Source organism: Aurantibacter sp. UH7 (assembly GCF_056839165.1).
Genome location: NZ_CM166388.1, coordinates 2,719,283 through 2,734,867, shown reverse-complemented (window position 1 = coordinate 2,734,867; position 15,585 = coordinate 2,719,283). Strand labels below are relative to the sequence as shown.

Here is a 15,585-nt window from a genome sequence, read left to right as displayed (position 1 = left end):
GCTATAAAAAACGCTAATTAAGGAGCTAAAATCTTATGTCAAATTTTAAAACGCTACTAAACAACTTAGGTCCAGGTCTTCTATTCGCTAGTATGGCGATTGGAACTTCGCATCTCGTTCTGTCCACAAAAGCTGGTGCGCAATACGGGTGGATAATGGTAATACCAATCGTGTTGGCTAATATATTTAAGTATCCCTTCTTTGAATTTGGTGTTCGCTATACCAATGTCACCAACAAAACATTAATCGAAGGGTATCGTAATCGTGGGAAAGGGTATCTATGGTTTTATGCTATTATTACTTCTGTAACTACTTTTACTATCCTTGCAGCGCTCTATACCGTTACTGCAGGTTTATTTATTAATCTTTTTAAAATTTCAAACGTACCTCTTTCAATAGTAGCCTTAGGACTTTTTATTTTCATAAGTGCTTTATTAATTGTAGGCAAATATCGTTTTCTAGAAGTATCCTTAAAATATGTTATAAGTATTTTATTTGTGGCTTTAATTGTTACCACCGCACTGGTTATTTTTCGTGGACAAGCTACCGAAGCAGAAGGATTTATTCCCACACCAATTTTTAATGAAGCAGGTATTTTGTTTTTAATTGGTTTAATGGGTTGGATGCCTACTACTGTAGAAGCATCTAGCTGGGTTAGCCTATGGAGTATTGAAAAATGGAAAACTCAAAAACAAAAACCATCGCTTAGAGAATCTCTTCAAGAGTTTAATGTTGGTTATATAATGACAGGTGTTTTGGCAATCTTCTTTTTAACCATTGGATGCATGACCCTTTATGGAACCAATACGGTATTAAGTAATAAATCGGTTGCTTTTGCTAATCAGATTGTGCAATTATTTACCACACACATCGGATCTTGGGCTTATGTATTTATTGCAGTTTCTGCTTTCGCTACTATGTTTAGTACATGCATGACTGCCCATGATGCTACAGCCAGAGTATCATTAGATATACTAGGATTGCTATTCAAAAATCCTAAAGATTTAAAAAACAAAACAAATTTTGCTATAGCCGTGTTGGTTTTGGCTATTGTTAATTTTATAGTGGCAGCTGCATTTGGCGCCAACATGTTACAATTAGTTGCCTTAGCAACTTTTGTTTCCTTTGTCGTAGCACCTATTATTGGTTTTATGAATCTTAAAAATGTTTTAAGTGATGAATTACCAATTGAAAAAAAACCTGATAAATGGTTGCAATTTCTGGCATATTCAGGCATTATATTTTTAGGATTTTTCTCAATATATTATTTTATTCTCGTTCTATTTTAAGCATTTTATTCAACTTACAGAACCTAATTAAATATTCAAAATAGCAACCTAATTACAATCATTTCTACCACAGATAAGTTAAATTATTATCATATTTACTAAATGTTAAACGACTGTTAAATTGAAATTGAGGTCAACTTTTTAGTCTTACACCTTCGTAACTAATAAGAACCCCATAATTAATTTGCTGTGAAAACTCCCCAAATGTTTGCGCTATCCCTATTACTTTTTTTTGTTATTAACTGTTCTGAAGATGACGTTGTTACCCCCCCTCCAGAAGACCAAGAACAGATGACACCTGACCCAGATGATGAAGAAAATGAAGATGAAGAAGATGAAGATAACACCGAAGATAATACTATTGAAGAACCGGTGAACTCTATTGATATAAGTGAAGGTTTACCAGTAAATGATCTTGAAAATCACCCAATGAAAGACATTGGAAAACCTGATTATTTAAAAACGATTATTGACCCTTCTTTTGGTACAACTATACGCCGAATATCAAATGCCGCAGAAGGCCAAGTTATTAAGCCTATGTACAGCACTATACAGGCTTGGAACGCTGATGAGAGTTATATGATATTATATGACCAAGGCAACGGTTTACATCAACTTCTTGACGGAATGAACTATAGATTTATTCGGAACTTAGATGATATTTATCCAGATGATTTGGAACAGATTTTTTGGGATTTTAATGACCCAGATATCTTTTTTTATGTCGACAGACTCACAAGCGACTTTACAAAATATAGTGTTAGTACAAAATCAAAGGAAATCATTGTAAACTTAGGTGAACTCTCGGGTTGCTCTGGGAATATTGGCTCTGGAAATGATGTACAAATGATGTCTTGGAATTCAGATATAATCGGATTCAGATGTGAAAATACGGGTGCTTTCGCATATCGCATATCGACAAATGAACTAATTTCTTTTAATCTAAGTGATGTTGAATATACTGCTCCAATGCCATTACCTAGTGGAAATGGTTTCTATCATGGTACGCAAATCTATAACGCCACCGGAAGTGTTGTCAAAGCCCTTAATGAAGCGGGTACAGAACACTCATGTCTTGGCAAACTTGTTGGTGGTGCCGACGCTCATTATGCCATTGCCTTTTCAGAAGGCCCACAAGGTGGTTGCCTAGGCAATATTATAGCACATGATATTGCTACTGGTGATTGTTTTCCGGTAATAAGTGAAAGTCAAGGATATCCTTATCCTTTAAGTGGTACACATATCTCAGCAGTATCTCATAAAAACCCAGGATGGGTAGCAGCTTCAATGGTAGGCTATGACCAGGATGGTCAATCGCTACTAGATCAAGAACTCGTATTGGCAAGAGTTGAAAAAGGAAATGTGAAAATTTATAGAATAGGCCATCATAGGGCCGATGAAGATGAATTCGATTATTGGGGCGAACCACATGCCGTAATCAGTCCTACTGGTACGCGAGTAATCTTTGGTTCGGATTGGAGCGGTGCTGATGATGGAAAATCGGTTGACACATATGTAGTCGAACTACCCTTTTTTAAATAGGATTATATAGCTAAATTTCGAACTTGTTTAAACTAAATGGTTTAAGCAAGTTCTTTAATTGGAAATTGCATCAATATTTGAAACAACAATTAAGGTTCTATCATTTTGTTGATGTAAAAAATCTAAACAATAAACTCCATTTTTACAGTTATTAACTAGCTGTGTTTCTCCAAAACCCGTAGCACTAATAATATTTGAAGTTGGCACTCCGTTGGCAGCTAAATATCCTCTAATAGCATCTGCTCTACTTTGCGAAAGCTTTTTATTGGCACTTGTACTCCCTCTACTATCTGTGTATGTTTCTATTTTAAACTTCATATTTGGAAAATACTTAGCAGCATCCACTACTTTATCTAATTCTACAGCTATATCTGAAGTTACTAAACTCTTTCCTTTAGCAAAGAAAAAATCTTTCATCTTCACTACAGTCTTATCTTCTTTTGTGCCAACAACATCATCTACATGAGCAAGTTTCACATTCAATGGTTCTTTGCCCAATGCATCCATTTCAGCTTTACCAAACTTTTTATAAAAAGTACCAAACTTCTCTTTGTGAATCTTTAACGATGTATTTGCACGCCACGGAACTTCTAATTGATAAGTGCCATTTTCTTTAGTTTTCACTTCTCTAATTAACTTTCCTTCTTCATCAATTAAACTAACAATTGCATCGGCTATAAAATCTTCATTTTTAGCTCTTACTACACGACCATGGTAGGACAATGTTTTTAAACCTGGGGCTCCAGATACTTTAAAGCCATATAAATCATCTTTACCTTTACCTCCTGGTTTATTTGATGCAAAATAACCCATAAGACCTTCATCTCCATTTTCCTTGATTATAAAACCAAAATCATCTGAACTAGAATTAATACCAGCTCCTAAATTTACTGGCACACCATAAGTATTATCTGAATTGACGTTAGATTTATAGATATCCATTCCTCCTAAACCATAGAAAACATCGGAAGAAAAATAAATGCTACCGTCGAAAATATAAGGTGCTATTTCGTTACCAGGAGAATTAATTCGGGGACCCAAATTAATGGGTTCCGACATAATTTGCCCATTATTCGTGTTTACAACATAGATGTCTGTTCCACCATATCCATCCTCAAAGTTCGCGGAGAAATAAAGTTTCTCAGATTCAACATCATAAAAAGGATAGTAAAATGAGGTGCTTAAATCTTTAAGTAAATATCTAAACATTCCATTCTCATAAATCATGCCTATTGCCAAAGAATTTTTTCCTTTATCATTAAAAGAAAGATTATCGCCGTCCGCATTAGACAGCACATAAAATATTCGCTTTAAATCTTCAGAATAATAAGGTGTCGACTTATGATATTTAGTCTCTGGCATACCTTCATACCGATTTGGATTAGTAATATTGCCATTTTTAGAAATTCTAGCTACAAAAATATCCAGATAAGATTCTCCTGATGGTCCGTATACTTTTTTAGATTTTGCACCTCTACTTGAGCTAAATAATAATTTGTCTTTAAAAAATGTTGGTGAAAAATCAGCTTGCTGACTATTGCCATCCAAGTTGAAAACAAAAAAACCTGAACCATCACCCAGATTAGAATCTAAAATTTCATAATTAAAATCAGCATTCTCAATCCATTCACTAGTAAAAGAACCACGTTTTGTTTCTAAAAATGCTCGCACTCTTTCTCGCTCCGAAGTCTTAGCCATGCTTTGTAGCATATTGTTGAAACGATAATTTGACATAATAGTATCATTCTTATTAATGTCTAAGTATATTTTAGAGGCATTTGTATAATCTGATGTGCGGAAATACGCATCAGCTAAATTTAATAACTGCTTATTATTGATTAAATCACCATCAGACATTTGCTTTTTATAAGCTCGTATTGCTGCTTCATAATCGTAACTATAGAAATAAGCATCACCTTTTGACATCTTCTCTTCTTGTCCGAAAGAAGTGAAGGTGATCAATGATAAAATTAAAAAGACGCCTAATTTGTACATATTATATCTCTGTTTAGAAGAACCTCGGTGTATCAATTTGTTTTGGTTTGCCCTTTAATTTTGGATCCTTACTAGTTCCGCTTCCACCAGAACCTTTACCTAGATAAAATTTCAAAATTACCTCATGAGAGCCACTATTAAATTGCCCTAATGGATTGGTATTATAATCATAAGAATAACCCATAAACAAACTGCTACTAATTTGAAAACCTGCCAATCCACTTACTGCATTATCTAATCGGTACGAAGCACCAGCAGTAAAGCGATCATTAATCAGAAAATTAGCAGACAAATTTAAATTAATAGGAGCTCCCCCAATTACATTGGCCAGAACAGCCGGTTTAAACTTTAATGATTCTGATAAATCAAAAACATAACCAGCAATAAAGTTAAACTGTACCTTGTCTTCAATTATAGTGGCAACGTCATCATTATAAAGTCCGTCTGTTAAAAAATTTGGAATAGATACACCCGCATACCAAATATCATCTTCGTACAAAAACAAACCTGCTCCTATGGTTGGATAAAACTTACTAATATTCTCACGGTCCAAAATAGGTTCACCTGGATTTTTAAACGACCCTTTAGCAAAGTCTACACCTAAGAAAGAACCTCCTAAATCCATACCAAAAGACAATTTAGCACTCTCCGTAACATTTATTTGATACGAATAAGCTGCCTCAACATATGTTTGAGTCGCCGGACCTAATTGATCACTAATTACATTAAATCCAATACCCATCTTTTCATTAGATAATGGTAGGTTTAAACCAAAACGCATGGTTCTCGGGGCACCAGGTATGTCTAACCATTGAGCTCTATACAAACCTGAAATTTCAGGAGTCTCTGTAGTTCCCACATAAGCAGGGTTGAAACTACCAATATTGTACATGTACTGGGTGTACTGTGGTTCTTTTTGCGCTTGGGCGTTTTGAATAGCACCAATTGCCATCACCATTGCCAAAAAAATACATTTATATATAAACTCTCGCTTTTTGCTATAAGTCATTCGTATCGTATCATCTTATGAGCTGTATCCAGCCCTTTTTGGTTTGTGATATATTATTTTCTTCATTATCCTTTTCACCAAGGAGAACATTCATAGTGTAAAAATAAGTGCCATCTGGGGATTCTTTTCCTTTCCAAGAACCGTCCCAAACTTCCGCAGTTGTCATATTACTACCATCAAAAACCATATTGCCATAGCGATTGAAAATTTGAACATTGTATATCTTAACCTCTAAGTCTGGGGTCTCAATAGCTTCCAAATTGATTTCAAGAAAATCATTGGTTCCATCGGCATTCGGGGAAAATTGATTGAACAAGAATCCAACTTCGGCAGGGGTAGGCAAACTTACATTCACCGTAACTGTCACTTCATTATTATCGGGATTAGCATCTATAGGTGATGAACGCAAAATTCTTGCCGTATTTGTAAAAGTACCTTCTAACGGCACATTTACCGTAATCGTTAATTCAATTGACTGACCAATAGTTAACGATTCAATACTCCAAATACCAGTGGCTGGATCGTATTGTGACCCCGGTGCCTCGTAAGAAAGATTTGTAAACGGACTATCTACACCACTTGGAATTATTTCTTCAACTTGAATATTATTAATAGTATCTCCATTAGCAGATTGATTGGTTACCTTAATGGTGAAAACAACCGTTTCATTTATTAATGGATTCTGACTTAAGGCTGTTTTTTCCAACAACAAGTCAATTCCTTCTGGTAGATCTATATTTACTTGAACTGTCGCTTCATTATTAGCTAAACTCTCATCTTCTGGTAAGGAAGATAATAATGTTGCTGTATTGGTATATGGGCCACCTTCTATAATTAGCACTTCTACAGATAATGTTGCGCTGGAAGAAGCTTCTAATTCTAAAATATTCCATTCTGAAGTTGATACATCATACGTACCAGTAGATTCGGTGTGCGAAACGTATTCAAAGCCCATTTCGATTAAATCACCAATAATAATTGAACGAGCCGTTCTATCTGAATCAAGATTACTTACAGAAACCGTAAATGTAACAGTGTCTCCGATAACCGCAAATTCGTTATCTACTGTTTTCAGTACCTCTAAGTCAATTGGACTACAATTCTCGTTATCAGGATTAGGACTACATGCATCATCAGGGTCAGAACCATCTGTCTGCTCGTCTAAATCTGAAATTCCATCCCCATCCGTATCACAATTCCCATTAAATCGATTCGGTATACACGCATTTGTATTGGCAGGATCTAATTGATCAACAACACCATCGTTATCTGTATCTGCAATATTGGAATCAAGGGCATCAATTATACCATCTCCATCTTCATCTAACGGATTCTCTATATCAGCACCAACTTCCACTCCATCGTCAATTCCATCTTCATCAGTATCGGCATTATTTGGATCTGTACCTAATATAGATTCCGTACCTCCAAATAAACCATCGCCATCATCATCGGTATCACAACTACTAACAGAAACAGTTACTTCTGAAGTTTCACTAGTACAAGGAGCAACCGCACCTGTAGTTGTATATGTAAAAACATAAGTACCTGACGGTTGACCTGCAAAATCAATTAAACTTGCACCACCAGTCATTGTACCACCGCCTGGTTGACCAGTCACTGTCCACTGGCCAGCATCGGCACCTGTAAGTTGACCATCCAAATCTAATGTTGTAATACCGAATGTTGTATCGTTACAAGAAGATGCATCTGTTGGTGTACCAGCAGAAGGTTGCGATATAACCGTTGCCTTAACTTCGATACGTGGTGTAGTCTTACAATCGTTTTCAGTTGCTTCTACCCAATATGAACGCGATTGTGTGACATTCGGCGTAAAACTTGCGCCACTATCCAATATAGTTGCGCTTGTAGCTGATGTATACCAATTTATGGTTGGCGTACCACTTGTTACGGTCGTTGTAAACGTCACTGGTCCAGGACCACATCGTGTTTGATCAGCAGGATCCGTGATAACGGGAGTATCATTTTTTTGTAACGATATAATTAAAGAAGGACCGGGACAACTATCCGCTGCATTCCAATAGAATGCATAGTAGGTACCAGCACTTGGACTAGTAAGTTGACCAGCATTCTGACCAGAATAAATATGTGCGCTTTCAACTGAAGTATCTGGGTTAGGACTCCATCTTAAATCTACTAATGACCCCGAAATGAAATCATTTAAACCTACAGTTACATCATCACAAAATTTTGTAGGTGTTGCATTGTTTAATGTTGGTTGACTTACACCAGCACATGGATCACAATCTTCCACCACAATGGTAGCATCAACGGTTGCATTCGAACAAGCTCCTGCACCTGTTAATGTATATCTATATTTATATGTACCAACCGGATCATTATTAAAATTAACAACATTATTAGCATTAAAAGCAACATTTGCAGGCCCCGAAAGAAACGACCAAACTCCGCCAGTATCTTGTCCTGTAATAGCATTATCCAAATCTATAGAACTGCCACCAAAGGCATTATCACTACATCTTGATAAACTAGCCACTGGAGCACCAGCAACTGGCGAATCATTAAAAGTTACCACAATACCCGTTGATGGACTAGCACAGACATTTACATTATCCCAATAAACAGCATAATAAGTTCCTGCATCATTTGGTGTAATTGAAGAACCAGTTATTAATTGAGTTCCTACTGTTGGATTCTGTACCGTACTCCAACGCAATGCAGCCCCCGTTGGTGCACTACCAGCACCCCCCGTTATAAGTGTGTTTAAATTTAAATTGGTCGCTCTATCACAAAAATCAGACGTTGCCGTATTTCTTGGCGGAGCAGTAACTCCAGCTGTACAATCATCATCTATTATGGTAACAGTAGCAGTTTTATTGGCCTGATCAATGGTAAAAAGATCAGGACGACTAGTGCTAACCAAAGTCATTATTACAGTTTCATTAGTCTCCGGCAATAAATCATCCAATGGGTCAACATTAACATTTATAAATTGAGTCTCAAAGCCCGAAACATAATTTATAGCGGTACCAGAAGCATTAATTGCTGTTCCAGTTAAATTATAATCTGTGCCTGCTCCAGGACCATTGGCAGTTCCAGACATGGCCACTGTAACATCAAAAACAACATTTAAACCCTTAGGCAAAGTTGATCTTATTCTAAATTGACCTGTTGGACCACTACCTTCATTAGTAGTTGGTCTATATTGGCTTGCCACCAAATCCATTGAAATAACTCCGGTGTCATTATCATTTATATTTACCGTCGCTGATGTACTAGGAGAGCCAAAGAGTGTATATCCACCGCTAGCTATTAATGTCAATATTACCGTTTCAGCACCCTCAACTAGGTTATCATCTATAATTCCGGTCACATCAATATCAGCATTACCGGTATTTCCAGCACCTACTGGTATAATAATTTCGCCAGGTAACGTAGCATAATCACCTGCACCTGCAGAACCACTTATTAGGTATTTTACAGTTACTTGACCTGCAGCTGTCAAACCAACCAACGAAACCTTAAATTGCCCCCCTAAGCTACCAGCTTCTGTCGCATTATTCGTGGCAACAACGTTCGCAACTAATTGAGCATGCGTATTAAAGCCTAGCAAAAGGACAAACACTACTAAAATCCCCTTAAAAAGGTTTAAATCAACCTTAGGGAAGCAATTTTTTTTTCTTTTCATTTTCATCTGTGCAATACTATTTCTTTAAATAGGTCAGATGTAATTCACCATAATCATATATAACTCATACAATTAAAGTTCATTTCATAGACTGTTCTTCGAATGTTCTCAATTCAATTCACAGCGAGTATGTTGGTTTCAGCAAAATTTGGGTTCAATAATACTAAAAAAATCGCCCAACGCCTTATATAAAGGTTTAAATCAGGCTTTTATAGTTCAACTACATAATATACGGATAAAACAGCGCTATGGTTTGATTATGGACGTAGTTTCTGGGGTAGGATCTATCTTTCTTACAAGACCTTGAAGCACCTTCCCCGGTCCAACCTCTGTAAATACAGTAGCCCCGTCTTTAATCATGTTTTGTACACTTTGTGTCCATTTCACTGGGGCCGTTAATTGTGAAATAAGATTCTGTTTAATTTCATCAGAATTTTTAACAGCCGTTGTAGGAACATTTTGATAAATTGGACAACTCGGATTTTTAAATTCAGTCATTTCGATAGCTGCAGCCAATTCTTCTCTAGCTGGCTCCATTAATGGCGAGTGAAAAGCTCCACCTACTGGTAGCACTAAAGCTCTACGCGCACCAGCCTCTTTCATTTTTTCACAAGCTTCATTAATTGCTTCAACCTCGCCAGAAATAACCAATTGCCCTGGACAATTATAATTTGCTGCAACAACAACTCCGTCTATCTCAGCACATACCTTTTCAACTATTCCATCCTTAAGTCCTAAAACAGCCGCCATAGTACTGGGTTGAATTTTACAAGCTTTCTGCATAGCATCTGCTCGTTTTGCGACTAATTTGAGTCCATCTTCAAAACTCAAACAGCCATTAGCCACTAAAGCTGAAAATTCACCTAATGAATGACCTGCAACCATATCCGGTTTAAAACTTTCACCACATATTTTTCCCAATATAACGGAATGTAAGAATATAGCAGGCTGTGTTACATTAGTCTGCTTTAATTCTTCAGCAGTACCTTCAAACATGATATCGGTAATAGAAAAACCTAAAATATCATTGGCATCTTCAAATAGCTCTTGCGCTAAAGGATACTCTTCAAATAAATCGAGCCCCATTCCAACAAATTGAGCTCCTTGTCCAGGAAAAATATATGCGTTCATTTCTGTAAATTTTGATTGGCAAACATAGGCAATAAATACTATTTAAACCAACTCGAATATGTTACATAATTGTTTGCAATACGATCAATTTCACCTGAACTTAATTCCGGACTTATATCTTTTATTTTTTTTGCAGGCATTCCTGCAAAAATAGTACCTGAAGGCACATGAGTACCCTTGGTAAGTACTGCACCAGCAGCTATTATACTATTACTTTCAACTATACAATCATCCATAACAATACTCCCCATACCTACCAAAACATTATCTGCTATAGTACAACCATGAACAATAGCATTATGGCCTATTGAAACATTATTTCCAATTGTTGTAGGCGACTTTTGATACGTACAATGCACTACTGCACCATCTTGTACATTTACCTTATTTCCCATTTTAATAAAATGAACATCGCCACGCAATACAGCATTAAACCACACGCTACATTGTTCACCCATTATAACCTCTCCAACTATTGTAGCATTTTCTGCAATAAAACAATCTTTGCCAATTTCAGGAGTTTTTCCCCGTACGGACTTTAGTATCATAATTTTACGATTTAGACACTAAAAATAACCCAAAAATTCCTTCTTACGCGAAGCGGAAACAAGAAGTTCTTTTCCATTAGAAACTACAACACTTCCGCCTTTTCCTTTTCGATATTTCACCACTTCATTTACATTTACCAAATATGACTTATGAATACGTGCAAAGGCAAACTCAGTAAGTGCTTCTTCAAAATATTTTAAAGTTTTACTAACCAATATTTTCTTGTTTTCGAGATAAATTTCTGTGTAATTATCGTCCGCTTTACAATATAAAATATCACTTACATCAAGTACTTGAAAACCATCTTGTTGCGGAATTGTAATTTTACCGACAACACTATTTAATTTTGGCGTTAGCACTTTATCCTCTAATGCATTTTCCTTTGATAGGATATCAGTAACATATTCTACAGACTTTATTAGTTCGTCTATATTTATAGGTTTCATTAAATAATATGCAGCATGATTATTAAGTGCATCTACAGCATATTGATTATAAGCAGTTACAAAAACAGTTTCGAAAGTCCTTTCCGGTACTTGATCCAACAAATCAAAAGCATTTCCAAAAGGCATTTCAACATCTAAAAAAACTAAATCGAGTGTGTTATTTTGAATCAATGAAAGACCTTCCTGTATACTGGAAGCCTCACCCAGCATAGAAACGTTAGGACAATATTTTCCCAAATAATTTTTAAGGATTTCACGGCTATTAGCCTCGTCTTCAACTATTATCGCATTTAATTTCATTAGTCTTTTTTTAGGGTGAGAATCACTTTAGTACCGCTGCCATCCGTTTCTAAATCGGTTATTGACACATCTACCCGATCTTTATACATGTCGTTTAAAATTGCGACACGCTTTTTAATATTACCCATGCCTTTGGATTTTTGCTTTTTCTGATTTTGAGTTTTAATACTAGCAGATTTTTTTCGACCAATTCCATTATCAGAAATAACTATTTGAATACAGACTTTCTCGTTTGAAATGACAGCTATTTTTAAATCACCCTTTTGCTCTTTATAACGAAGCCCATGCCATATGGCATTTTCGATATAAGGCTGCAATAACATAGGGGGAATTTCAAATGCGGCAATATCAATATGCTCATCTATTTCTAAGGAATAATCAAACTTATCCGGAAACCTCGAATGCTCTAGCTTCACATATAATTCCAGTAATTCTAACTCCTTGGAAAGCGGAATAAAATCTTCTTCAGAATTTTCCAACACAGAGCGCATTAATGTAGAAAACTCGCTTAAAAATCTATTAGCACTTCGCTCATCACTTTTTGCGATATAATTATTTACAGAATTTAAAGCATTGAATATAAAATGCGGATTCATCTGCGACCGCAGTGATTTTAAAGCCAATAAATTGTTTGCTAACTTTTGCTGCTGATTACTTCTGTAAAAGAAAAAGGCTGCTACACCCATTAAAATAAGTCCGGCTATTAGTGAATAAATAACCCATTGCTGCCTTTTGAAACTCTCTTGTACTAATTGCTGCTCTGTAACTGCCAATGCATATTTACTTTGCGACAGTTCACGTTCTTGTTCCAAACCACTTATTCGACTTTGCTTCGATGAAATTTCCCTATTAAACCGAGCCGCTTGCGATATCTCTTGTTCTTTACGCACATAGAGCGTATCTACAACTGCTACATAATCTTGATATGTTTTATAAGCTTTGGTAAAATCTCCTGTAGATTCGTAAAGTTCTGATAATTTTCTGGTAGCATCTTTTTGCACTACTAAATCGTCTTCTAGTCCTGCTTCTACAATACTTTTCTCTAGATAAGGAATTGCTTCTTCATATTTATCTTGTGCTATATACGCTCTACCTATCTTATAATTAATGCGCTGTGATGAGATAGAATCTAATCCCTTACTATCTGACTTTTGCTCAACAATTGGTGCGGGCAAGCTTTTCAATTCTGTCAAGGTATTCTTTCGCAATTTTATTTCTTCGTCATATCTACTCTTATCATTGTAAAAATCCGCAACTTTTTCTTTCTCCTGAATCGCACGTTGTGGCGCTTCTTTACTAGCCAATTTAAGAGAATTATTAAAGTAGCCCTCCGCTTCAATAGTTCTTCCCACCTTAGCATAAGCATCGGCAATCTTAGAATTTAAATCGGTTACTTTAGGGGTAATTTGATTTTTATCAGCAACCTTTAACCCTTCTTGGTAATAAGAAACGGACTTATTAATATCATTTTTACCTTTAAACACATCACCCAATGCCTCATAGAGTTCGGTTCGTTGATATGGAATCATATTTTTGATTTCCAATAAAGGATTTAGGGTGATTTCAGCACTATCGTAATCTTTATTTAAAATATACACTCTACCTAGAAGTAGTGCCGTTCGTATTGTTTTATTAGCAATTTGCGCATCTTTAAAACTAGAAATTGCCAAGTCGTATTGCTGATAATACTGGTATACTTCACCCAGTGTGCTTAATGATTTCGCCAATTGTTTCTTATCAGCATTTCTGCCTAGTTCAGAAATTGATTGCGAAATAAAATCGATGCTTTTCTCAATATCTACTCTTTTATATTGATTTGCAGAATCTAAAAATGATTGATGTGTAGAAATTGTAGGCTGTGAGGCACTCCTTTTACTTACACCTGATTCGGAATCGCTATCATAACCGGCCACTAAGACCTTAATATCTTCATCATTCCTAATAATGTAGCGCAAAGTTTCTATATCGGGGTTTCTAAAAATAAGCTCATCACCAATCGCTACCCTAATTCTAAATTCACCTTGATTATTTGTTTCTGTATACGCACCGCTATTTGTAGAAACCTCAACACCTGAAATAGGCGCATAACTCTCCTTTGCTAGTACCGAGCCTTTAATCTCTATTCTAGATAGACCTTGCTGCTGTGCTAGACAAACATTTCCGCTTAAAAGCAAGATAAAAATTATGTTTAAAATTATTTTCATAGACCTATTACTACAACGTAAACTTAGAAGTTTTATGCGGTTCAAAAAAATGCCCCTCACCATAAAACAGGGAGTTTACAGGCTAAAATGAGCGTTTTACACAATCACCAGTATACTTTACTCATTCAAATGGGTATTTTACTCATTGCTCGTTTTTTAGGGACTGGTTTGGTTTTAGTTTAGCCCGAGATAAATACAATTAATTACTATGAAAAATACAAAACGATTTTTAGCAATTGGCCTATTAGCGGCAACAATAACAAGCGCTTATAGTTGCGAATTAACAACTAAAAAAGCTTCATCCGAACCATTAATCGCCCAAGCAGTGGTTAACGATATAAAAGAAGTAAACAACACAGTGAAAATTGCCTTACTACTAGATACAAGCAACAGCATGGACGGCCTAATAAATCAGGCTAAAGCTCAATTATGGGATATTGTAAATGAATTTACACATGCAAAATGTGGCAATGAAACAAGACCAAACCTCCAAATTGCTCTGTACCAATACGGCAATGACAATCTTTCTTCTCGAGAGGGTTATATTCAGCAGGTTCTTAATTTTAGTAGTGATCTCGATGAAATTTCAGAAAAACTTTTCTCACTAACTACCAATGGCGGTGAAGAATACTGCGGAGCGGTAATAAACACTTCATTAAAACAATTAGAATGGGGTAAAAATGCTGATAACTTAAAGATGATTTTCATTGCAGGAAACGAACCCTTTACACAAGGCAAACTAAACTATAAAGATGCGGTTACCGATGCAAAAGAAAAAGACATTGTAGTGAACACCATTTTCTGCGGAAATTACGAACAAGGCATAAATACAGAATGGAAACAAGGTGCAATGCTAACAGGAGGTGAGTACATTGCAATAGATCACAATAGAAAAGTAGTACATATTGACACGCCTTATGATGATATCATAATTAAGTTGAATTCAAAATTGAATAAGACTTATGTTTCCTATGGCTATTTAGGTGCTCAAAAAAGCAAAATGCAAGTTACACAGGACAATAACGCAGCTGAAATGGAAGAAGCTATTGCAGTAAAAAGAGCTGTAAGCAAGAGTTCACGACTTTATTCAAATTCGAGTTGGGATATGGTGGATGCAGTAGAAGATGACAAATTTAGCATCGCTGATCTTCAAGAAGATGAGTTACCAGACAATTTAAAGGGTAAATCTACCAAAGAAATCGAGAATTATTTATCAGCAAAGAAGTCTGAACGAAAGCAAATTCAGAATGAAATTCAAGAACTGAATAAAAAACGAGAGCTATTCATCTCAAAAAATCAACAGGAAGATTCAAAGGGCGAACTAGAAAATGCCATGTTGGGAGCTATAAAAAAACAGGCAGCAAGAAAGGACTATAAATTCGATTAAAATTTATCTATAATCCTGCAAAAATAGTAGATTGGTGTAGTGTAGAATGGGTCTATGTTGAAC

10 protein-coding genes are annotated in these 15,585 nt (G+C 35.8%); 3 read left to right on the top strand and 7 right to left on the bottom strand.

Features of this window, described 5'->3' with window-relative positions; all coding sequences use genetic code 11:
• Nucleotides 1–35 precede the first annotated feature (35 nt).
• Nucleotides 36–1,289 (top strand): NRAMP family divalent metal transporter, encoded by a 1,254-nt coding sequence (locus UH7x_RS11460; protein ID WP_482360072.1) that lies wholly within the window; start codon nucleotides 36–38, stop codon nucleotides 1,287–1,289.
• Nucleotides 1,290–1,493: 204 nt separating this feature from the next.
• Nucleotides 1,494–2,831, top strand: coding sequence for a hypothetical protein (locus UH7x_RS11455; RefSeq protein WP_482360071.1), 1,338 nt, complete (start codon nucleotides 1,494–1,496; stop codon nucleotides 2,829–2,831).
• A gap of 54 nt (nucleotides 2,832–2,885) precedes the next feature.
• Here UH7x_RS11455 and UH7x_RS11450 read toward each other — a convergent pair whose 3' ends face one another.
• The 7 genes from UH7x_RS11450 to UH7x_RS11420 all read right to left on the bottom strand — a co-directional run bounded on the left by UH7x_RS11450 (nucleotide 2,886) and on the right by UH7x_RS11420 (nucleotide 14,135).
• Nucleotides 2,886–4,826: an OmpA family protein gene (locus UH7x_RS11450; protein ID WP_482360070.1), complete on the bottom strand. Its 1,941-nt coding sequence runs from the start codon at nucleotides 4,824–4,826 to the stop codon at nucleotides 2,886–2,888.
• A 13-nt stretch (nucleotides 4,827–4,839) separates the two neighbouring features.
• The gene (locus UH7x_RS11445) at nucleotides 4,840–5,835 is read right to left on the bottom strand and encodes a PorP/SprF family type IX secretion system membrane protein (protein ID WP_482360069.1); all 996 of its coding nucleotides are present in this window, start codon (nucleotides 5,833–5,835) and stop codon (nucleotides 4,840–4,842) included.
• A gap of 10 nt (nucleotides 5,836–5,845) precedes the next feature.
• Nucleotides 5,846–9,505, bottom strand: a complete 3,660-nt coding sequence (locus UH7x_RS11440) for a T9SS type B sorting domain-containing protein (protein WP_482360068.1) — start codon at nucleotides 9,503–9,505, stop codon at nucleotides 5,846–5,848.
• Nucleotides 9,506–9,751: 246 nt separating this feature from the next.
• Nucleotides 9,752–10,636: an ACP S-malonyltransferase gene (gene fabD / locus UH7x_RS11435; RefSeq protein ID WP_482360067.1), complete on the bottom strand. Its 885-nt coding sequence runs from the start codon at nucleotides 10,634–10,636 to the stop codon at nucleotides 9,752–9,754.
• Nucleotides 10,637–10,674: 38 nt separating this feature from the next.
• Nucleotides 10,675–11,184: a gamma carbonic anhydrase family protein gene (locus tag UH7x_RS11430; protein ID WP_482360066.1), complete on the bottom strand. Its 510-nt coding sequence runs from the start codon at nucleotides 11,182–11,184 to the stop codon at nucleotides 10,675–10,677.
• Nucleotides 11,185–11,202: 18 nt separating this feature from the next.
• Nucleotides 11,203–11,931, bottom strand: coding sequence for a LytR/AlgR family response regulator transcription factor (locus UH7x_RS11425; RefSeq protein ID WP_482360065.1), 729 nt, complete (start codon nucleotides 11,929–11,931; stop codon nucleotides 11,203–11,205).
• On the bottom strand, nucleotides 11,931–14,135 hold the full coding sequence (locus UH7x_RS11420; protein WP_482360064.1) for a histidine kinase: 2,205 nt from the start codon (nucleotides 14,133–14,135) through the stop codon (nucleotides 11,931–11,933). Before UH7x_RS11420 ends, UH7x_RS11425 begins: the two co-directional genes overlap by 1 nt.
• Before the next feature lie 208 nt (nucleotides 14,136–14,343).
• On the opposite strand from UH7x_RS11420, the gene UH7x_RS11415 reads away from it, so the two are divergent.
• Nucleotides 14,344–15,522 carry a vWA domain-containing protein gene (locus tag UH7x_RS11415; RefSeq protein ID WP_482360063.1) on the top strand — a complete coding sequence of 393 codons (1,179 nt, stop codon included), beginning with the start codon at nucleotides 14,344–14,346 and terminating at the stop codon, nucleotides 15,520–15,522.
• The last annotated feature ends 63 nt before the right edge of the window (nucleotides 15,523–15,585 follow it).